Origin of the sequence: Prevotella marseillensis (assembly GCF_900625065.1) — a bacterium.
GTDB classification, from domain to species: Bacteria; Bacteroidota; Bacteroidia; order Bacteroidales; family Bacteroidaceae; genus Prevotella; species Prevotella rara.
The window spans coordinates 1,306,481-1,328,928 of sequence record NZ_UYXY01000001.1; the positions used below are offsets into that span (position 1 = coordinate 1,306,481).

At 35.1% G+C, this 22,448-nt stretch carries 15 protein-coding genes; 2 read left to right on the top strand and 13 right to left on the bottom strand.

The genetic code is table 11. The features are described 5' to 3' along the window. Positions 1 to 6 precede the first annotated feature (6 nt). The 5 genes from nqrE to EJL04_RS05535 are packed head-to-tail and all read right to left on the bottom strand — an operon-like array spanning position 7 to position 4,554. Positions 7 to 633, bottom strand: a complete 627-nt coding sequence (nqrE, locus tag EJL04_RS05515; protein WP_021855479.1) for an NADH:ubiquinone reductase (Na(+)-transporting) subunit E — start codon at positions 631 to 633, stop codon at positions 7 to 9. A gap of 23 nt (positions 634 to 656) precedes the next feature. Further along, positions 657 to 1,283, bottom strand: coding sequence for an NADH:ubiquinone reductase (Na(+)-transporting) subunit D (locus tag EJL04_RS05520; RefSeq protein ID WP_125104324.1), 627 nt, complete (start codon positions 1,281 to 1,283; stop codon positions 657 to 659). A gap of 13 nt (positions 1,284 to 1,296) precedes the next feature. After that, complete coding sequence (gene nqrC / locus EJL04_RS05525; protein ID WP_021855481.1) at positions 1,297 to 2,022, bottom strand: NADH:ubiquinone reductase (Na(+)-transporting) subunit C; 726 nt, start codon at positions 2,020 to 2,022, stop codon at positions 1,297 to 1,299. 12 nt (positions 2,023 to 2,034) lie between these two features. After that, positions 2,035 to 3,192: an NADH:ubiquinone reductase (Na(+)-transporting) subunit B gene (locus EJL04_RS05530; protein WP_125104325.1), complete on the bottom strand. Its 1,158-nt coding sequence runs from the start codon at positions 3,190 to 3,192 to the stop codon at positions 2,035 to 2,037. 12 nt (positions 3,193 to 3,204) lie between these two features. Beyond that, positions 3,205 to 4,554, bottom strand: coding sequence for a Na(+)-translocating NADH-quinone reductase subunit A (locus EJL04_RS05535; RefSeq protein ID WP_125104326.1), 1,350 nt, complete (start codon positions 4,552 to 4,554; stop codon positions 3,205 to 3,207). A 313-nt stretch (positions 4,555 to 4,867) separates the two neighbouring features. On the opposite strand from EJL04_RS05535, the gene EJL04_RS05540 reads away from it, so the two are divergent. Further along, positions 4,868 to 9,274 carry a translocation/assembly module TamB domain-containing protein gene (locus tag EJL04_RS05540; RefSeq protein ID WP_125104327.1) on the top strand — a complete coding sequence of 1,469 codons (4,407 nt, stop codon included), beginning with the start codon at positions 4,868 to 4,870 and terminating at the stop codon, positions 9,272 to 9,274. Positions 9,275 to 9,385: 111 nt separating this feature from the next. Here EJL04_RS05540 and ald read toward each other — a convergent pair whose 3' ends face one another. Beyond that, positions 9,386 to 10,492, bottom strand: coding sequence for an alanine dehydrogenase (ald, locus tag EJL04_RS05545; protein WP_021855485.1), 1,107 nt, complete (start codon positions 10,490 to 10,492; stop codon positions 9,386 to 9,388). Between the two features lie 327 nt (positions 10,493 to 10,819). Here ald and EJL04_RS05550 point away from each other — a divergent pair, with 327 nt between their 5' ends. Continuing rightward, on the top strand, positions 10,820 to 11,692 hold the full coding sequence (locus EJL04_RS05550) for a sigma-70 family RNA polymerase sigma factor (protein WP_021855486.1): 873 nt from the start codon (positions 10,820 to 10,822) through the stop codon (positions 11,690 to 11,692). Between the two features lie 266 nt (positions 11,693 to 11,958). On the opposite strand, the gene EJL04_RS05555 is transcribed toward EJL04_RS05550, so the two are convergent. From EJL04_RS05555 to EJL04_RS05585, 7 genes are all read right to left on the bottom strand, one after another. Next, complete coding sequence (locus tag EJL04_RS05555; RefSeq protein WP_053398547.1) at positions 11,959 to 12,894, bottom strand: diacylglycerol/lipid kinase family protein; 936 nt, start codon at positions 12,892 to 12,894, stop codon at positions 11,959 to 11,961. Positions 12,895 to 12,933: 39 nt separating this feature from the next. Continuing rightward, on the bottom strand, positions 12,934 to 13,848 hold the full coding sequence (miaA, locus tag EJL04_RS05560; RefSeq protein ID WP_082335230.1) for a tRNA (adenosine(37)-N6)-dimethylallyltransferase MiaA: 915 nt from the start codon (positions 13,846 to 13,848) through the stop codon (positions 12,934 to 12,936). 112 nt (positions 13,849 to 13,960) lie between these two features. Next, positions 13,961 to 14,992 carry a type I glyceraldehyde-3-phosphate dehydrogenase gene (gap, locus tag EJL04_RS05565; RefSeq protein WP_021855489.1) on the bottom strand — a complete coding sequence of 344 codons (1,032 nt, stop codon included), beginning with the start codon at positions 14,990 to 14,992 and terminating at the stop codon, positions 13,961 to 13,963. A 256-nt stretch (positions 14,993 to 15,248) separates the two neighbouring features. Beyond that, positions 15,249 to 17,450, bottom strand: coding sequence for a sodium-translocating pyrophosphatase (locus tag EJL04_RS05570; protein ID WP_125104328.1), 2,202 nt, complete (start codon positions 17,448 to 17,450; stop codon positions 15,249 to 15,251). 13 nt (positions 17,451 to 17,463) lie between these two features. Next, a complete protein-coding gene (locus EJL04_RS05575) occupies positions 17,464 to 18,549 on the bottom strand; it encodes a porin (RefSeq protein WP_420899296.1) in 1,086 nt (361 codons plus the stop codon). Between the two features lie 80 nt (positions 18,550 to 18,629). Beyond that, positions 18,630 to 20,054, bottom strand: a complete 1,425-nt coding sequence (gene rlmD / locus EJL04_RS05580) for a 23S rRNA (uracil(1939)-C(5))-methyltransferase RlmD (RefSeq protein WP_125104329.1) — start codon at positions 20,052 to 20,054, stop codon at positions 18,630 to 18,632. Positions 20,055 to 20,509: 455 nt separating this feature from the next. Further along, positions 20,510 to 22,009 carry a glutamine synthetase family protein gene (locus tag EJL04_RS05585; RefSeq protein ID WP_021855493.1) on the bottom strand — a complete coding sequence of 500 codons (1,500 nt, stop codon included), beginning with the start codon at positions 22,007 to 22,009 and terminating at the stop codon, positions 20,510 to 20,512. Positions 22,010 to 22,448: the final 439 nt, after the last annotated feature.

Below are 22,448 nucleotides of genomic sequence, written 5' to 3' on the forward strand. Positions count from 1 at the left end.
TTAAATTTATATTTTAAATCCAGAAAAACACATCATTGCCATCGCCATGAGACCTACCGTTATAAATGTAATGCCTAGCCCTTGCAAGGGACGTGGCACATCACAATATTGCATTTTTTCTCTTATAGCTCCCATAGAAACAATTGCTAAGGTCCAGCCAATTCCGCTACCTGCCGCATATACCACAGCATCAACAACAGAACCGATATACTGAGAATTAGACGGATCAAGATTTATTCGCTGCTGCATAAATAAGGACGCTCCCATAATAGCACAGTTAACAGCTATCAAAGGTAAAAATATTCCTAAAGAAGAATATAAAGACGGTGAGAATCTTTCTACAACCATCTCCACAAGTTGCGTTATTCCGGCTATAACGGCAATAAATAGAATAAAGCTCAAATATGACAAATCAACGCCTTCCGCAAGACAGTCTGGTCCTAATACATAGACCTGCAACAAATAGTCAACAGGTACAGTGATAATAAGAACAAAAGTAACTGCCACACCAAGCCCTAATGAGGTCTTAACATTTTTTGAAACAGCTAGAAACGAACACATTCCAAGAAAGAATGCGAAAATCATATTGTCAACAAATATTGACCTGAAAAATAAACTTATAATGTGATCCATAACAAATATCTTATTCAAAACATTTAATCTTTTTCGGAAAAGAATGCCCTATGTATCCAAATAACACACCCCAGAAGTATCAATGCCATAGCCGGCATTGTCATCATACCGTTATTAATATAACCGTCATCATAGAAACTGTCAGGAATAATCTGTATTCCCAGCAAAGAACCTCTACCAAGAAACTCTCTCACAGCACCGACTATTACCAATATCATCGCATATCCAAGACCGTTTGACAAACCGTCTATAAAGCTTGGAATGGGTTTATTTATCATGGCAAAAGCCTCCAGACGTCCCATTAATATACAGTTTGTAATAATAAGACCGACATATACAGACAACTGCACACTTACGTCATATGCCACAGCCTTTAGAATCTGACTTACTATAGTTACTAATGCCGCAACAACTACAAGCTGGACTATAATTCTGATTCGGTTGGGTATGGTATGTCTTATAAGAGATATTATTACATTTGAGAAAGCCGTAATGATTGTTACAGCTAGTCCCATAACTATCGCAGGTTTCAATTGAGAAGTAACAGCCAAGGCTGAACAAATACCAAGGACCTGAACAAGTATAGGATTATCTACACTCAACGGCGTGGTGAAAATCTTTTTATTTTCTTTTGAAATTAACTTTCCCATAACACATTATTTTTTATTTGTCATTAAGAAAACTCATATATTTGCCTAAACAATCCTTTAGCATTAAGTCAACACCATTAGATGTCAATGTCGCTCCAGTTATGCCATCACATTGCGTGTGTTTGTCTTTAACGTCATTCTTTTTTACCACAGAAAGAGCTATACCGGAAACACCATCTTTTGTAAGTTTTTTACCGATAAACTGTTTTTGCCATTCTATATTATCTTTAATTTCTGCACCCAAGCCTGCCGTTTCGCTTTCATGTGTGAAATATGCTCCGAAAACGGTGTTCTTGTCATAATCAATTGCTATATATCCGCTTATCGGTCCCCAAAGGCCCATTCCATATACGGGTATAACATATTTTGTTTCATTATTAATCTTGCAGACATACAAAGCAAGACGTCCAGCTTTGAAGTCTGCACTATTTAATTTAAATCCGGCCTGCTCTCCTCCTTTTGTTCCTTTTGTCAAAATCTGATTATCGGAGTTTATAACATCATCACTTTCTACAATACTTTTGTATTGCTCAGCTACCTCATTATCACTAAGCCCACGAATATTAAGTGCTGCCAATATCTGCTTTTTCTTATCTAATGCGACGTTTACGTCTTGTGCAGGCTTCAGATAACTTGAAATAAATGCAAGCAAAAAAGCAACAACAACAACAATTATCGCAGAATAAACGATGGTATAAATATTTGAATTAGTATTCAATATCTTTTTATCTTTTGCCATAATGCTATTAATTTAGATTTTTTGTGAAGTACGCTTAGCTCTCTTTGAAATATTGTGCTGAACAACACAATGATCAATAAGAGGCGCAAACATATTCATTAATAAAATGGAGAGCATCATTCCCTCCGGATATCCTGGATTCATAATCCTTATTGCTATTGCAACAACGCCAATAAGAAATCCATAGATATACTTTCCGGTTTCAGTCCTTGCAGATGTAACAGGGTCAGTAGCCATAAACACAGCACCAAAGCAGAAGCCTCCAAGGAACAAATGTTCATACCATGTAATAGATGTCATACCTAATTCTTTAAAGACAAAGGCCATAAATGCCCCGCCAAAGAAGACACTTAACATTGTCTTCCAACTTGCGATGCCCGTAAACAATAGTATTAATGCTCCTATGCCTATAGCAATTACGCTTGTTTCACCAATAGAACCAGGTATTAAACCAACAATAAGCTCACGAAGGTCATATCCAATACTCATATTCTGTGCTGTCAGAGCCAAAGGTGTTGCCTGCGTAAATGTATCAGGCAAGACATTACCCAAACCAAATATTGTGTCATTTGCTACCCACACGCTGTCACCACTCATTTCTGTTGGATAAGAGAAAAATAAAAATGCACGTGCTCCCAACGCCACATTAAAGATATTCATACCTGTACCGCCAAAAATCTCCTTCACAAAGATTACAGAAAACGCTACAGCTATAGCCAATATCCACAGCGGGCAATTAATTGGTATAATTAAAGGTATTAATATTCCACTAACAAGATAACCTTCTTGAATTTCTTCCCCTTTCATCTGAGCCCAAATAAACTCGATGCCCAAGCCAACAATATAACTAACAAGAATTTTAGGCAAAACGGCGAGAAATCCATATATGAAGAGATCAAAAAAAGTTGCATCAGCTAACCGGCCAGCAGCCAAATAATTCTGATAACCGACATTATACATACCAAATAATAAAGCGGGCAGCAATGCTATCACGACAATGCTCATAATACGCTTTGAATCAATAGCGTCATGTATATTTGTCCCCGTCTTTGATGTGGAATTTGGAACATATAAAAATGTTTCTATACCTTCAAAAACACTACGAAAACAATGGAGCTTTCCATCATCCTCAAATAAAGGCTTTATTTTATCTAAATAATTTCTCAACATATTAAGTAATATTTAAGCATTCTCTTTACGCAACATATCCAACCCTCTTCTCACTATATCTTGAAGTTCCAGTTTTGAAGAATCAACAAATTCAGGCAAAGCAAAATCTTCAGGGGAGACTTCGTATATACCCAATGCTTCCATTTTGTCAATATCTCCAACAATTATTGCTTTTATAAGATATTCACCTAAAATATCCATGGGCAATACGCTGTCATACTCTCCACTCATTATCATATTTCTTCTGCCACCTTTTACTCTCGCATCTAATGCATATTCTTTATTCTTCGTCAACCAGCTAAAATAGCTTCTATTAACAGAATAGTCCTTGAAACGCGGCATAATCCATCCAAACAGTTCATTTGTATCATCACCTTCAGGAATCACAGTCAGTTCTGAAGCATGAGCATCTACAAAATCATTTAAAGAACACTTACGTCCTGTAAGTACATTTCCATTAATAATTCTGACATTTCTTTCGTGTGAAATTTTATCTTTCAATAAAGTTTCTATCTTCTGCCCAACCAAGACATCAGCATAACAAGGCTCATGCACTTCACTGCCAACAATAGCTATTGTGTGATGTAAGTCCACTTTACCTTTATTAAATAATCTTCCAATATAAATGACAGTAGTAGGATCTACGGTCCAAACAACATCTCCCTTATTCACAGGATTAATATGATTTATCTGAACGCCTACATTACCTGCCGGGCACGGACCATCAAATATGTTTACCTCAACATCCTTTACACGGCGCAAACTTTCAGAACACTGATTACGTCCAATGCCTAAATATGTCTTAGATATCCTTGATAAAGCAGTCAAACCCGTTTGAAAATCTATTTCATTACCTATCAGTTCATACTCAAAATCACAAGCAAGGGGTTTATCGCGTAATGCGCTAATAAATATTCCTTTTGGCAAAACATCTGGATTTGTAGATATCGCATAAGGTAATTGATTTATATAACCGAAAAGCCCAGCACGCAGCAATGAGTCGATTATTTCTTTCGAAGAGACATCATTAACATTTCTTACTCCAAAATCAACGTATTCCTGATTTTCGTCCAAACTAATAACAACCTGTAAAACCTTTCTTCTTTCACCTCGTACAATTGAAGAAACATTTCCACTGACAGGAGAAGAAAAACCCACTGATGGGAATTGCTTATTGACAAATAAGATTTCACCTGCTTTTACATGTTCACCTTCTTTTACAACAACTTTAGGCTGTATTCCGGGAAAAGAATCCGGGCAAAGCGCAACTTCTTTGCCAATATTGATTTTCATTTTTACTTTCTCGGCCTTGCCTTTAAGGTGAATGTCTAATCCTTTACGTAATTTAATAACTTTTGTCATAGTGTCAGTTAAAAGAACTGGATATTTTAATTTATTATGGCGCAAATCTACATAAAATCAACGTAAAAAACGAACAAAATTTAAGAAAAGTGTATTATTTACATGCGCAATAACTAATCTAAATAAATCAAAAATTAAAGTTTGTGCTATCCAAACAAATTAATCATACTCATAATACATCCAATGTAAATGTTGTTTATACCATTTTCCATATTTTATTCGTTTATTACAATGAATTCATGTATTTTTGTAGGAAATTTCGAAATGGCTATACCACTTTTGCCTTTAAACATTCATTAAATCATAACGAATATTGAAAACATTAAAGCATATTGTTAATGGGATATTATGGACTGCAATAATTGGATATTGGTCTATAATCATATTTATTCATATACCGTTTATACAAAATTGGTTCGGTACACGCATAAGTAATGCCCTATCAACAAAACTCAACACACATGTAAGCATTGGAAATGTTGACTTAGGTTTTCTAAATAGAATAATTATCGATGACGTTGAAATATATGATCAGACATCAAAAAAGATGATTTCTGCATCACGCCTTGCAGCAAAAATAGACTATTATCAACTAATTAAAAACGGATGTATATACATATCTTCTGCACAGATATTTGGATTTGACGGGAACTTTTACAAAAAGACTAACACTTCAAAACCAAATTACCAATTCGTATTAGACTCACTTTCATCTAAAGATAAAAATAAAAAATCAAATTTAAAGCTAAGTATTAATTCATTAATAATCCGACATGGCGCCATTCGTTATGATATCTATGACGCACCTTATACATCATCACATTTCAATCTCAAACACATCAAATTAAATGACATCAGCGCTCATATTATTATTCCATATTACACACAGGACAGCACCTACATTTCTGTAAAAAAATTATCCTTTAAAGAGTCTTCAGGCTTAGACTTGAGAAGGTTATCGTTTGATTTCTCTTTCAATAAGAAGTGCGCTAAGCTTCATAATTTCAACTTATCTTTACCAAACTCCAAAATTGAATCTGAATCAGTATCTTTAGTTTACAAAACAATTAACGGCAAAATAGACAATAAGACCATCGCTTATTCAGGAACAATAAATATCAATAGAATTAATTTTTCTGACCTAAAATGCTTTCTGCCTAGGATTAAACATAACATCACACCATTATCATTAAAAACCACATTTACAGGAACTTACAATAGTATCAACATAGAAAGCTTTAATCTGCATTCTATAGATAAAGGATTAGTTTTTATTGGTAATGGCAAGCTAAAAAAAGATAAAAACGGTTTCATTTGGAATGCTAATATCAGAAAGATAGAAAGTTCTGCTGAATGGATTGCACATACTATCAAAGAAATAAATCCAAGTATAAAAATACCTGATTTTATAAATAGTATAGGTAAAATCTACTATACCGGCAACACTAATGGACATGATAAATATATATCGATTAATGGTAATTTAAAAACTGACATAGGAAATATTTTGGTCAAATTAAGCAAAAATGTTAACGACATTTATGCCAATATTGATACAGATAATATTAATTTGGGCAAATTGTTTCCCAATAAGCATCTTGGGCAAATCTCATCAAAAATAATAGTTAAATACAATAACATATCAAAAACAAATAAAAACATATATATTGATGGCATTTTTCCAAGATTTGAATATAATAATTACCAATACAAGAATATACTTGTAAAAGGATTATATGACAAAAATATATTTGATGGCCTTTTCAAACTGGATGACCCCAATGGACAAATAAACATTGAAGGCAGACTATCAACAGATATATCAAAAGAAACATCCATAATTGCATCTGTCAGAAATTTGAATTTGTCAAAACTTAATATTACAAATAAATGGAAAGATACAAAATTCAATTTTGATATAAACTCAAACATAACTTATAATCATCAAAATATAAATCCGTTTAATGGTAATTTAGCCATAAAAGATTTCACAATGGTTTCCTCATCGGATTTATATACAATCAAAACAATAAGCTTAAATGCTTGTAAAGATTCCATGTCCCTGCAAAGCGATTTTGGAAATATTTCTATAAATGGCCAATATAATATTAGCACATTAGCTAAAAGTATAAACAATTTGCTCCATGAAAAATTACCGACAATGTTTACGGAGCAGCCTAATGTATGCAATAAATTTCAAATTAAAGCAAATATATCTAATTCTGAATGGGTTAATAGATTTTTCAACGTTCCTTTAGAGTTAAAAGCGCCGATGAACTTAACCGCTACAATCAATGACGAAAATAAGACATTTTCAATGTATTGTAAGGCGGATAAAATTATATACAAAAATAATCCTTATGAAAATATCTTCATTAATGCCCATACCCCTAACGATACATTATTATTAGAAGGTAAAATTGATAAAATCATGAACAATGGTCAAAAGTTGTCTCTTGATTTAAATTTAAGTACCATTAACGACAAATTATTAACAGAGATTAAATGGAACAACAATCAAAGTAAGCCTTTTTTAGGGTCGCTAAATGCAGAAACGAGATTTATTAAGAATGATGCAGGTAAGCCAGACATCAACGTTGACATCAAGCCTTCAGATATACTTATCAATGATACCACATGGCATGTACAACCTGCAAGCATAAAATACAATAATGGCAATTTAATGATAGATCATTTTTCTATTGAGCATAATAAACAACATATCAAAATATATGGTATGGCAACAAAGGATTTGTCAGATTCAATCGTTGTCGACATGCAAGATGTTGATGTCAATTATGTATTGAATTTGGTAAATTTTCATTCTGTCGACTTTAAAGGCTATTCAACAGGCAAAGCTTTTATCAAATCTGTTTTTTACGATCCTGAGTTATATGCAAATCTAAATATCAGTCAATTCAAATTTCAAGATGGCCGTATGGGAGATTTAGCTGCCCACGTATCATGGAATAAATCAGAAAAACAAATTGATATCAACGCTATAGCTAAAGATAAAGATAATGTAGAAACCAGAATTGAAGGTTATGTTTCTCCTGACAGGAATTATATTGATTTAAACATTGGTGCAAGGAATACAAACATTGAATTTCTTGAAGGCTTTTGTGGATCATTTATGAATAATATTATAGCTAATGCAAACGGAAACGTTAGACTACACGGTCCATTAAACAACATTAATCTAACAGGAAATCTCGTAACAAATGGCAGCATAAGAATAATCCCCTTAAATACAACTTATACGTTAATAAACGACACGATACGATTCCGTCCAGACAATATTATCTTTGCTGCAGACACAATAAGAGACAGAAATGGAAATATTGGTATCGTCAGCGGGGCACTCTACCATAAACATTTAACAAACCTAACATACGATTTAAACATAAGGACTCACAACTTGCTGTGTTATGACACACAAAGTTATTCTAATAATACATTTTACGGTACTGCATACGGCACCGGACTATGTACGATAAAAGGAGGTAACGGAAGAATAGACATAGATATAAATATTACTCCGGAAAAAGGCTCCTTTATAGAATATAATGCCGCAAGTCCTGAAACAATATCAGACCAGCAATTTATTACATGGCATGACAAAACGGCAATCAGCCAAACAGTTAGTAAAGACTCTATAGCCAAAGAGTCTGTCAAGGAAGCAGCAGAGATTGACAAACCTTCTGATTTATATATTAACTTCCTCGTTAATATGAATCCAGATGCGACATTACGCGTATTAATGGACCAGTCAAACTATGACTATATTGCTTTAAACGGAACTGGCAGCATTCGTGCCACATACTTTAACAAAGGCTCATTTAACATGTTTGGTACATACCAAATTGAAAATGGTATATATAAACTTACGATACAAAATATAATTAAGAAAATCTTCCAATTCCAGAATGGTGGCACCATTGTATTCGGAGGCGACCCTTACAATGCATCACTTGACCTTAAGGCCTTATACACCGTAAATAGTGTGCCTCTTTCTGACTTGCAAATCGGCAATAGCTTCTCGAGCAACAACATCAGGGTAGATTGTATCATGAATATTAGCGGTACGCCACAAACACCTCACATCGACTTTGACCTTGACCTGCCAACCGTAAGCAATGAGGCAGAACAGATGGTTCGCACTGTAATTAACAGTGAAGAAGAAATGAATCAGCAAGTTGTATATTTGTTAAGCATTGGACGATTTTATATGCAAGACAACAACAATTCATCAAACCAAGAAAATCAACAGAATCAAACAAGCCTTGCAATGCAGAGTTTGCTAAGCGGAACAATAAGCCAGCAAATAAACTCTCTTCTAGGAAATCTGGTTAAAAACAACAATTGGACATTTGGAGCCAACATTAGCACCGGTGATGAAGGTTTCAACAATGCAGAATATGAAGGCTTATTATCCGGAAGACTATTAAACAACCGTCTGATAATTAACGGACAGTTTGGATATCGCGATAACGCAAATGCTACGACATCGTTTATCGGTGACTTCGATGTGAATTATTTGCTACTTCCAAATGGAAATATATCGCTCAAAGTCTACAATCAAACAAATGATCGATATTTTACTAAATCATCATTAAATACACAGGGAATTGGACTAATCATGAAAAAAGACTTCAACTCACTAATGGAATTATTTGGATTTAAAAGAAAAAACAGAAAAAGTATTTTACAAGACAAATAATTATCCATTAAATGGTATCGGACATAAAGCAATTCCCCCCTATTATGTATTTTAAATAAACAGTCCATCTCTTTCCTATATTGAGACGGGCTGTTTATTTATCTAAAACAATTACAATTCTACTGGAACATATTCTAAATTGAAGACATCTGCAACGGCCTTATTAGTTACCTTACCTTCAACAATATTCAATCCCTTGCATAAAGCAGCATCATCCTTGCATGCTTTCTTCCACCCTTTATCAGCTAAAGCCAAGGCATACTTCAGTGTTGCATTAGTCAAGGCATATGTTGATGTGTTTGGCACCGCTCCAGGAATATTAGCTACAGCATAATGTACAATTCCATCAACGACATACACAGGATCGCTATGCGTTGTTGGATGTGATGTTTCAAAACATCCTCCCTGATCAATAGCGACGTCAACCAAAACAGTTCCAGGCTCCATTATCTTTAACATGTCTTTTGTAATCAAATGAGGGGCTTTATCACCGGGAATAAGCACAGCACCAATAACGATGTCAGCATCCTTAATCTCATTAACGACATTATGATGCGAAGAATATATAGCATTAACATTTGCAGGCATCGTAATTGACAATTCTCGCAGCAAGCTTAAAGAAATGTCTGTTATAACCACATCTGCACCCATTCCTGCTGCAACACGCGCTGCAGCCTGACCAACAATTCCACCACCAAGGACTACTACTTTAGCCGGACGCACACCAGGCACTCCGCAAATGAGTTTACCCTTACCGCCTTTGGTCTTCTGTAGATAATATGCGCCGTTAATTGTCGCCATTCGACCGGCAACTTCACTCATTGGTGTCAACAACGGAAGTGAATTATCATCTAATTGTACGGTCTCGTATGCAAGGCATACGCTTTCACTTTCAATCATTGCCTCTGTTAATTTCTTATCACATGCAAAATGGAAATAAGTGAAAACCAGTTGCCCTTTTCGTATAAGTTTATATTCCGATTCTATTGGCTCTTTAACTTTAACTATCATATCAGCAGTCTGATAAACATCTTCAATAGTCGGCAATATGGTTGCTCCTACATTTTCATACATTTCATCTGAAAATCCACTATTTACACCCGCAGTATGTTGAACATATACAGAATGGCCATGTTTTACTAACTCTGATACACCAGCCGGAGTCATACCGACCCTACTCTCGTTGTTCTTAATTTCTTTTGGAATTCCGACTTTCATAATAAATAGGTTTTAAAGTTAAAAAATTAATTCAATGGCAAATATAAGAAAAAGAATGATATACACTTAGAAAAAACAAAATATTTATACATGATTTTTACATAAAATAAATTATAATTTCTTTTATTTTAATTTGCAAAATAAAATTACATTACATTTTTGCAACTTTATTTAAGCGTAGAAAGAACACTTTAATGTTATTATTTATTATTTTTTAACCACAGAACGGTACAACGTATTGATATTTTTTGTAATTTTGCAGCGTTTTCAGAAACAATCAAGCTATTGGCTTGAAAATCAGGTACTTACAAAATATAAGGCAAATAGATGAGACAATTAAAGATTCAGAAAAGTATTACCAACCGTTCAAGTGAAGCCTTGGATAAATATCTTGTAGAAATAGGTAGAGCTCCTTTAATTTCAATTGACGAGGAAATAGAGTTAGCTCAGAAAATAAAAAAAGGCGGACCTGAAGGCGAACGGGCTAAAAACAAACTTGTAACAGCAAACCTGAGATTCGTTGTATCTGTGGCTAAACAGTATCAACATCAGGGACTCACATTAACCGACCTTATAGATGAAGGTAATATTGGTCTGATTAAAGCAGCTCAAAAGTTTGACGAGACTCGCGGATTTAAATTTATCTCTTATGCAGTATGGTGGATTCGTCAAAGCATTTTGCAGGCTATTGCTGAACAAAGCCGTATTGTCCGCCTGCCATTAAATCAAGTTGGCTCTCTAAATAAGATCAATCATGAAATAAACAAGTTCGAACAGGAAAACCAGCGTCATCCATCTGTTTCAGAACTATCAGAAGTAACAAAACTTGATGAAGACAAAATTGGCCAATCTTTAGCAGCTGACGGTCATCATGTTAGTATTGATGCTCCATTTCAGGATGGTGAAGACAACTGCATGCTTGACGTAATGCCTAGCGGAGATGACAGCCGAACAGACAGACACGTTGATCATGAATCAATGGCACTAGAGCTTAATACAGTATTAAGCAAAGTTCTGAAAGAGCGTGAAATAACCATCATACGCGAATGCTTTGGTATCGGATGCCATGAGAAAGGTCTTGAAGAAATCGGTGACCAATTAGGTTTAACACGAGAGCGCGTACGTCAGATTAGAGAAAAAAGTATCGCGAAATTGCGTGAAAGTGGAAATGCAAAAATATTAATAAAATATTTAGGATAAGCATATTTTTCACACTAATAATATTTTAATGCCAAAATAGGAGATTAATATATTTACTCACTATTTTGGCATTATTATTTACAACTACCCACCCTATCATTTTTACATAACTATAGTCAAAACAAAAGTCAATGGTTTCCATTATAAAACTCAGTGTATTTCAAGATAAAACTCACTGAATTCTGCCCCATAAACCTATGGTTTTTAATCTAAGTCACAATATAGTCAAATGTCAGCACTTTAGACGAGTAAATTACAGTACGACATCATGCCGGAATAAGAAAATTAATAACTTCTTGTTCAACAGTAATTTTATATGACCCGACCGGTGTTTTCATTAACCGACCGTCAATACTCACCATTGCCTTAACCGCTTCATTAACGATAATTTCTCTAGTTCTATAAGGATGTACGCTATGATGATTGAGAAATTTACCTGTAAATAACAAATAAAATCCTTCAAAAAGCTGTGTCATCTCCGGATGGTAAACAACAGAAACATCAAGGAGACCATTATATGGAACAGCATTGGGAGTTTGACCATAACCAGACGCATTCCCAATACACACTGTCATAATTTTCCTTTTAATAATATCCGAATTAATTTTTAACGACATTTTATAATCCAAACGTTGAAAAATCATCAAAATTAATGAAAACAGAAAAGACAGTGTTCTGGAGCCAAAAAGTCTGTGTGTGCGCTGCCTCAAGTTCATTATTGCCGAAATGAGTCCAATATTAACGCAATTCAAGAAGTATCTATGACAAATATCTCCTTCTGAGTTTGTATAATGAATACAGCCCAAATCAATTTTCCTAACCCGACGCTGTTTTATCCATCCGATTATCTGATTAACGTCGTTTTCTTTCAATTGCCAGTAATGAGCAAAATCATTCATCAGTCCATTAGGTATCAAACCCAAACATATCTTTTCACGTATAGAAGAATCTACAGACATAAGACAATTTACTGCGTCATTTAACGCAGAATCACCGCCAACAATTACAATGGTTTTATATCCATTGTTTATAAACATATTAATAAGTCTTGTAACACTGCTTTGATCCTCACTTTGGACAAAATCAAACTTTATATCATTATCCTTCAAGCAGTTCTCAATTTTTGCCCATCTCTTTTTAGATGCCGTTATACCATGTTTCGGACAATATAATATTCCCCAACGATTATCTTCACCTGACATATTATAATCTTATTTTATAGTAAATAATTAGACTATTAATTATAAATAGCTTTTTACATATTTAATTTTTTGTTCCATCGGAAGTGAAAAATCGATCCAATGTATTTTAAATCCTCTTCTTTCCATGCCTCTGAACCATGTCATTTGACGCTTTGCAAACTGATGTATCGCAATCTCCAATGAACGGAACATATCATCATAAGTTATTTCATTTATCAAATATTTGGTGACATATTTGTACTCAAGTCCATAATAAATCAAGTCTTCAGGCAAAATACCTCTGTCGAGCAACATCTTAACCTCATCTACCATGCCATTATTAAGGCGCTGCAATAGCCGCTCTGTTATTCGCTTGCGCCGTAAATCTCTATCTATTTCAATTCCAAAAATCAACGAGTCAATTGGAGGAATATTACGTTCTTCAAGATTGTGGCAATTTTTATAATATGTTTCAATTTCAATTGCCCGTATCGCCCGCTTCTTATTATCAATATCGGTAGAATTATGCATATTAGACTTATTGTCTCTTTTTAGCTGTATAAGTAATTTTGTCAACTCATCCAAATCCTTCTTCTCTAATTCCAAACGGAGTTCCTTATTCTCCGGCACAGGCAACAACTTATATCCATTCAACACAGCCTCAATATACAATCCTGTTCCACCACATAATATCGGTGTGACTCCTCGCCCTATAATATCATTGTATGCATTATAGAAATCCTTCTGATATTCAAATAAATTATATTTTGTACCAGGTTCAGCAATATCAATTAAATGATACTTTATAAGCTTATCACCAATTTTATAATCGTCAAGATCCTTACCCGTACCTATATCCATATTACGGTAAACTTGTCTACTGTCTGCACTAATTATTTCAGCATTAATTTCTGCAGCTAAAGCAGCCGCAAACGATGTCTTTCCTGATGCAGTCGGACCTAAAATGGTTATCATATTTTTATGCAATATAAAGTTTAATGATACTGTAGTCTGTACAAAATTAATAAAAAAAAACCATCCGACAATGTCGAATGGTTTTTTTTATCAAATTATAATCAAGTATCAATTATCCGTTGTGCTTCTTCATAATCTTGATGAGATCTACAACCTTGTGTGAGTAACCGATCTCATTATCATACCAAGAAACAACTTTTACAAATTTATCTGTAAGATAAACACCTGCATCAGCATCGAAGATTGATGTCAAAGGACAACCCAAGAAGTCAGAAGAAACAACCTTATCTTCTGTATATCCTAAGATACCTTTCAGTTCACCTTCAGAAGCCTCTTTCATTGCTTTGCAGATATCCTCTTTTGTTGCTGAGTTCTTCAGATTAACAGTCAAGTCAACAACTGAAACATCCAAAGTAGGAACACGCATAGAGATACCAGTAAGTTTTCCGTTAAGCTCAGGGATAACCTTACCTACAGCCTTAGCAGCACCAGTAGAAGAAGGTATGATGTTTCCTGCAGCAGCACGGCCACCACGCCAATCCTTCAAAGAAGGACCGTCAACTGTACGCTGTGTAGCTGTTGTAGAGTGAACAGTTGTCATAAGACCGTTCTCAATACCGAACTTGTCATTCAGTACCTTTGCTATAGGAGCGAGACAGTTTGTTGTACAAGATGCATTTGAAACAATCTGCTGGCCAGCATATTTATCTGTATTAACACCACAAACGAACATATCAGCCTGACGTCCGTCCTCACCCTTCTTTGAAGGAGCAGAAAGAACAACATATTTAGCACCAGCCTGAAGGTGTTTCTCTGCACGGTCCATTGTCAGATAGAAACCAGTTGACTCAACAACATATTCTGCACCGATTTCATCCCACTTAAGATCAGCAGCGTCTTTTTCAGCTGTAACACGGATGTGGTTTCCGTTTACTATCAATTCATTTTTTGCAGTGTCAACTTCAATTGTACCGTCAAACTGGCCGTGCATTGTATCATACTTCAGCATATATGCCATGTAATCAACAGGCAGAAGGTCATTGATACCTACTACAACTACATCGTTCTTGTTTGCCTCTTCAAGAGTTGAACGGAATACGAAACGACCAATACGGCCAAATCCGTTAATACCAATTTTAATCATCTTTTTTTATTTTAAAGGGTTAAAATAATTTCCTTAAATAATTATACCTAATGTTTGTTAAAAGCGCTGTCTAATCAACGTTAATTACTCCCAAGTGTCCGCATTAAATACGGCCTTTCTTTTTTCGCCCGCAAAGTTACATTATTTTTTTATAATAAAGTTATTTCATATTATTAAATTATATAAAATATTGGGTACGATTGGCCGAAAGTACAAAATCGACTAATTATTAGTGTCATTTTGACATGTCGAGTTTCTAAATTAAGGCTACTGTCAGACCTGCCATCACAATACTAACCATCGACATCAGCTTAATTAATATATTTAAAGAGGGACCTGAAGTATCCTTAAAAGGATCACCAACCGTATCACCTACAACTGCCGCCTTATGACAAGAAGAACCTTTACCGCCAAAGTTACCTTCTTCAATCATTTTCTTAGCATTATCCCATGCCCCTCCAGCATTTGACATAAAAATAGCAAGAGTAAATCCAGTGGACATTCCACCTATTAAAAGTCCCAGAACGCCGGAAACACCTAGAACTATACCTACTAACACAGGAATAGCTATAGCCAATAAAGAAGGCAATATCATTTCACGCAAAGCTGACTTTGTAGAAATTTGTATGCATCGGCCATAATCCGGAGTTGCTATACCTTCCAAGATACCCTTTATCTCTCTGAATTGTCTTCTAACCTCTTCTACCATTGAACCTGCTGCACGTCCAACAGCTCCCATCGTGATACCACTGAATATAAATGCAGACATAGCACCAATAAAGATTCCTATTAAAACCTTTGGGTTCATGAGGTTAACCTGGAAGAAACTAATCATATCTAACAGCTGAGCATTTTTAGGTTCAAAAACATTTCCTAAATTATCAATAAAGACAACACCTTCGTTAGCCGCTCTTACCATATTTATTTTTATTTCCTCAATATATGACGCCAATAAAGCGAGAGCTGTCAATGCTGCACTTCCTATAGCAAATCCCTTTCCTGTTGCGGCTGTAGTATTTCCTAAAGCATCAAGTGAATCGGTCCTTTTTCTTACATCTTCTCCCAATCCACACATCTCGGCATTACCACCTGCATTATCTGCTATAGGGCCATAAGCATCCGTCGCTAATGTTATACCTAAAGTTGAAAGCATGCCGACAGCAGCAACACCTATACCATATAGTCCTTTAGAAATACTTTCTGAATTCATAGACATGTCAAAGCCGTTCGCACACAAATAACTTAACATTACAGCAACAGAAATTGTAATTACAGGAATCATGGTAGAAATCATTCCTGTGCTTATACCTTTAATAATTACTGTTGCTGATCCCGTTTCAGAAGACTTAGCCACATCCTTTGTCGGACCATAACTTTGACTTGTATAAAACTCGGTTGCTGCTCCTATTATAACACCTGCGAGAAGTCCACTAATTACAGAAAACGAAAGTCCGATCCAATTTTCAACTTTTAACAAATACAAGATTAAAAATGATGCTACTGCAATAAGAACAGCTGAAACGTTTGTACCTAAATTTAACGAATGCAGCAAATCCATCATTGTAGCATTGTCCTTTGTCTTAACCACAAAAATGCCGATTAAAGATAAAAATATTCCAACACCCGCTATTAGCATTGGAGCTATAACTGCTTTAAGCTGCATTTCATAATTAAGCCCAAAAGCCATGGCACCCAATGCAGCAGCACTTAAGATACTGCCACAATAACTCTCATATAGATCAGCCCCCATTCCTGCAACGTCACCGACATTATCGCCAACATTATCTGCAATGGTTGCCGGATTTCTCGGATCATCCTCCGGTATGTTTTCTTCAACTTTACCGACAAGGTCTGCACCAACATCTGCAGCTTTAGTATAAATACCTCCACCTACACGGGCAAACAAGGCTTGAGTAGACGCACCCATGCCAAATGTAAGCATTGTTGTCGTAATTGTAACAAGAGCATTGGCTTCACCATCATAAAATGCATTTAATATGACAAACCACAATGCTATATCCATAAGGCCTAAGCCAACAACAACCAACCCCATTACAGCTCCACTCCGAAATGCAATTTTTAATCCTTTATTAAGGCTATGCCTAGCTGCATTTGCAGTACGCGCCGATGCATATGTAGCTGTCTTCATGCCAAAGAAGCCACATAATCCAGAAAACAAACCGCCTGTAATAAATGCAAACGGTACCCATGGATTTTGCACGTGTAGCACATAAGACATAAATGCAAATATCAGGCTGATAACAACAAATATAATTATTACAACTTTATACTGCTGTCTTAAATATGCCATTGCACCAGTTCTTACATACCCTGCAACTTCTCTCATTCTTTCTGTGCCCTCATCTTCTCTCATCATTGACTTATAAAAGTAAAAAGCCATTATTAACGCACAAACAGATGCGAAAGGCACAATCCAAAATACTGACGGTATATTCATGGTATTACATTTTTTAAAATCTGAATGATAACTGTGTATCAATCATACTATAATTATGTTTTTCTAAAGAACGGTCATTAACCAATATGTATTCTGCTGAAATCTTCAAATTCTTTACGAATTCATAATCTGCACCAATTTCATAATATGTCTTGCTATTATTCCATTCTGCACTTGGCCGATACATATCATAACGAGCTTTTACATGAAACTTATTTTTTATTATTGGCGCTATAGCTAATGCATAAAATCCATCAGCCTTATTACCTTTTTCATAATCAACTTCAGTTTCACTTAAATTTGTTTTATCATTATAAACAGTTTTAAAGCCATATCCTGTAGAGTGTATGTATTCAGAACGGAAAGTCCAGTCATTTGTAACATACTCACCACTAATGGCATAGCGACGTTTAGATAAACTTTTTATTCCATTATTGTCTTTACGTGCATATGAACCAGTCCACCCGAATGTTCCTAAACGCATACCAGATATTGGCATAACCCACAATCCCCCAATAATATCCTTCTGGTTATCTACATCCTTCGTATTTATACCCTGGCCATTAAACACACCTATCTGATAATGCAACAGTGCCCTCCCTTCTTTTATTTTTAGTAAATCACCTTGTAATTGTATTCCAATATCACGACCATTCGATGAATGTTCACCTGTTCTATCATTAAATCCCGAAAGATTAGTCACATTTTGAGCATAGCTCATAAATCCCTGGTCAATGGGATTCATTGGATTCTCAAAAGTAAACGGACGTTTAAACTGTCCTACTTTTATCTTGATAAAATCATATTTTTGCCATTCAATAAAAACATCAACGATTCGCGGACTTTCACCAAGAGTTGTTGTATTTCCATTAACTTGTCCCTGGAGTTTATATGCAAAGTCATTTAATATACGTCCGTCCAAAGACAATCTAACCATTCGCAAACTAAAAGTATTGCTTTCTGAATTATATTTACCAGAATATTGGTATTGCCCAATTGCATAACCGCTTAACTTAGGCATACTAAACACTTCTTTCTTTTGCGCACACACATTGCAAATAATCGCACAAAATACAAAAAATGATATTATTCTTTTCAATTTTCTATAAATTTAAACCTGTAAAAGCTAATAATTCACACACAATATATAAAATAAAGGTATAACCTTATCATCAAAATTTAATTTACGCGTCTGTTTAATAACACGACGTTTTCAACATGAGGCGTATGCGGGAACATATCTACAGGCTGTACTGCAACGACCTCATATAAATCATCCAAAAGAGATAAATCACGTGCCTGTGTTGCAGGGTTACAACTTACATACACTATTCTCTTTGGAGCTGTTTTAATTATAGTTTGAACCACATCAGGATGCATTCCTGCTCTAGGAGGATCTGTAATTATTATATCAGGAGTACCATTTTCAGATATAAACGATTCCGTTAATATATCTTTCATATCACCTGCAAAGAATAAGGTATTAGATATGTTATTTATTTCAGAATTAATTTTAGCATCCTCAATAGCCTCCGGAACATATTCAATACCTATAACACGTTTAGCATATCTAGAAACGAAATTAGCAATCGTTCCAGTTCCTGTATATAAGTCATAAACAAGTTCGTTACCTGTAAGATTTGCGAAATCACGTACTACAGAATAAAGATGATAGGCCTGCTTCGTGTTTGTCTGATAAAAACTTTTAGCTCCAACTTTAAATGTCAAGCCGTCCATAGTTTCATATATATAATCATTACCTTTAAACACTTCAATATTTAAATCATTAAAGGTATCGTTACCTTTTTGATTATTAACATATAGTAACGACGTTATCTCAGGGAAACCGTCTGCAATATGCTGAAGTAAGTTTTTGGCAATAACCTCATCTTCATCCTTTTCATAATGAAATTGTATTAAAACCATCCACTCCCCCGTATCTGAGTTTCTGACCATAATATCACGCAACAACCCGCATTGTTTCCTGATATCATAGAATACGATATCATGTTCATAGGCATAGTCTCTGATTGCATTTCTGATTTTATTTTGCAGATCATCCATTAGCCAACATTTTTCTATCGGCAAAATTTTATCAAACGCACCTGTTATATGGAATCCAACAGCATTCATCTGTGTAAAATCCGAACCTGAAGCTATTTCATCTTGAGTTAGCCATCGTCTATTCGAACAGCCGAATTCCAATTTATTACGATAGCCTTGGGTTTTAACAGAGCCTAATATCTGATTGAATTCCGGTAGATTAACTTTACCAATACGAGTCAACTGATCATAGACCTGCTTTTGTTTCATTCTAAGCTGCTCATCATATGGTATGTTCTGCCATTTACATCCTCCACAAATTCCAAAATGCTGACAGAATGGCTTAACCCTCCTTTCGCTATATTTTATAAATCTTATTATCTCTGCTTCACAATAGCTATGTTTCTTTCTCCGCACCTGCAAATCAACAACGTCACCAGGAACAGCAAATGGGACAAACACGACAAGTTCATTTACTCTTGCCAAAGCTTTCCCCTCTGCTGCATAATCAGTTATTGTTATATTTTCTAAAACCGGTAGTGATTTTTTCTTTCTGCTCATTTTAATATTAATTAATGTAATGCAACACCTCACATACATATTAATAAAGCGGCCCGAACCAGCCCATATTTATACGCATGCATATAATTATTATGCAAAGTTAACTGATATTTTTAAAATACAACAACGTATAATCTAAAAATTAAGAAAATAACAATTTACCTTTTAATAAAGAAGTCAATAAGACATACACAAATGTGTGTATGATTAAAACTTTACATGAATAGCACTAAATGTCATAACAATTTAGGCGAGTACAATCCTGCTAAGCGCCATCATCAGAACACTACTTAATTATAACAAATATAATCAAAATACACCCGAACGGAATATATCCTAACGCCCAAAATACTTTATGTCAGAATAAAAAAGCAAATACCCTTAAATGATAATCTGAAATCATCTAAAGATATTTGCCTTTATACTAAAAATAGCTAAACTTGCTTATCTATAAATTATCCGCAATAGAAAGAAGACTCAACTAACTTCTGCATCAGTTTGCTATCCTTTTCTGCAGACTCACGCAAGTTAGAATCATCCTGTTTGTTTAAAGCTCTAATGATACCATCTATCATTCTTGCAGAGAAGACACCTTTGTCCTCATATAATCCACGCTGCTTCTCAAGCCATTTTGCAGAAGCCACACATGAATCAGGAAGCTGCTCAAACTTTGACAGACCTTTTTTAGCTTCATCAATTCCGACATACTTATCTGTAGCAATCTGTAAGGCCTCTTCTTTTTCCATCTCCAAGCCATATCTACATGCTACGCACAAACCTGCCATAAGCTGATATATATCTGCAGAAGCGTCAGGTGAGCGCATCTCAACAGTCTGTTTGAGAGTTGTATCATTATTAGCTTCTGCTTCAAGAGTGTTAACCTGAACAGACATGTCACGGCCAGAAGTCCATCCTAGAGGAACGCGCACAAGTACAGATCTGTTGCAATCACCCCAACAAACATTTGTTGGCGCTTCCTGATGAGGAACCAATCTGAAGTATGACACAGATGTCTTATTGCCAAATGCAGTAATAGATGGAGCCAAAATCATCATACCGGCAATAGCTCTTCTAGCCTCTTCTGAAAGCTTGTGGTCTTTAATCATGCAGTTCTTTCCGTCTTTCATCATACGCATATGTATGTGTAAACCTGAGCCGGCCTTTCCTACAGTTATTTTAGGAGCGAAAGTAACATCAAGCCCATTCATTTGTGCAAGATTTCTGATTACCCATTTTGCCAACACCAACTGATCAGCTGCTGTTTCTACAGGGTTGGGCAAGAACTCTATTTCATTCTGCTCATAAACTTTTCCATCCTGAGTAAAGTTTCCAACCTCAGAATGTCCATACTTGATTTGTCCGCCAGTCTGAGCAATGTATGCCATACACTGCTTACGGAACTCATTAAACTTTGCAAAAGGACCTGATTCGTGATATCCTCTCTGATCTACAGCAGGGAACATTCCATTATCATCAGCTATAACATAATATTCCAATTCGCCCATCGCCTCAAAAGTCATGCCTGTAGACTCTTCAAACGCTGCTGCTGCTCTATGCAATGTACGTTCAGGAGAACATTCAAATGGTTCGCCATTCTTGTCAAAGAATGAGCATAACATGCACAAAGTAGGAATCTCTGAGAACGGGCTTACAAATGCAGTGCGGAAACGTGGTATTACATACAAATCACTACTTTCTGCCTCTATAAATGAGGGGAACAAGCTAGAACCGTCAACTCGCTCGCCGTCTGTTAATATAGTTTCAAGATAAGCATAATCATTAATCATAAAGTTTAAAGTCTTTATGCGTCCGTCTTCAGCCGGATACATAAAATCTATCATACGTATACCCTTTTCACGTATAAATGCAATTATGTCTGCTTTAGTAAAGCATTTTGAAGGTTTACGCAGGAACTCAACTAGTGGGTTCGCATTCATTTCAATTGTCTTATCCATACAATAAAGTGTTTAATATAAGTAATTTAGATTTAAAATATAATCACATTAAATTTATAAAGGGCATTACACCTATTTTGTTTCCGCTATCCTTATATAATAAGGTATATTCAGAATTACAATTATAAAGTGCAGGATTGAACGGAAGCCCCATACAACAGGGCGTACCCATATCATCTCCATACCCATTTACATTCTTTTACAAAGGTAGAAATTTTAATTAGTAAAACAAATTTTCCAATTCTATTTTAGCATACATTCAAATATAATCACATTGCTAAGGCATAATTGACATTTATCAACCGGTCGCCTAAGTTTCACATTGAAACATTTATTTGCATCATGCTTACTTTTTGAATTTACAAACAGTAAAAAAACAGTAACAGACCTTAATATAACAAATTACATCCACAAAACACGCAAAAATTCAGCCACAAAT

Bases quoted from the DNA above. Each gene is read 5' to 3' on its own strand.
- EJL04_RS05550 (WP_021855486.1), top strand. From the start codon at position 10,820: ATGAGACAATTAAAGATTCAGAAAAGTATTACCAACCGTTCAAGTGAA.
- rlmD (WP_125104329.1), bottom strand. From the start codon at position 20,054: ATGAGCAGAAAGAAAAAATCACTACCGGTTTTAGAAAATATAACAATA.
- nqrE (WP_021855479.1), bottom strand. From the start codon at position 633: ATGGATCACATTATAAGTTTATTTTTCAGGTCAATATTTGTTGACAAT.
- EJL04_RS05530 (WP_125104325.1), bottom strand. From the start codon at position 3,192: ATGTTGAGAAATTATTTAGATAAAATAAAGCCTTTATTTGAGGATGAT.
- gap (WP_021855489.1), bottom strand. From the start codon at position 14,992: ATGATTAAAATTGGTATTAACGGATTTGGCCGTATTGGTCGTTTCGTA.
- EJL04_RS05570 (WP_125104328.1), bottom strand. From the start codon at position 17,450: ATGAATATACCGTCAGTATTTTGGATTGTGCCTTTCGCATCTGTTTGT.
- EJL04_RS05520 (WP_125104324.1), bottom strand. From the start codon at position 1,283: ATGGGAAAGTTAATTTCAAAAGAAAATAAAAAGATTTTCACCACGCCG.
- EJL04_RS05535 (WP_125104326.1), bottom strand. From the start codon at position 4,554: ATGACAAAAGTTATTAAATTACGTAAAGGATTAGACATTCACCTTAAA.
- miaA (WP_082335230.1), bottom strand. From the start codon at position 13,848: ATGATAACCATTTTAGGTCCGACTGCATCAGGAAAGACATCGTTTGCG.
- EJL04_RS05555 (WP_053398547.1), bottom strand. From the start codon at position 12,894: ATGTCAGGTGAAGATAATCGTTGGGGAATATTATATTGTCCGAAACAT.
- ald (WP_021855485.1), bottom strand. From the start codon at position 10,492: ATGAAAGTCGGAATTCCAAAAGAAATTAAGAACAACGAGAGTAGGGTC.
- nqrC (WP_021855481.1), bottom strand. From the start codon at position 2,022: ATGGCAAAAGATAAAAAGATATTGAATACTAATTCAAATATTTATACC.
- EJL04_RS05585 (WP_021855493.1), bottom strand. From the start codon at position 22,009: ATGGATAAGACAATTGAAATGAATGCGAACCCACTAGTTGAGTTCCTG.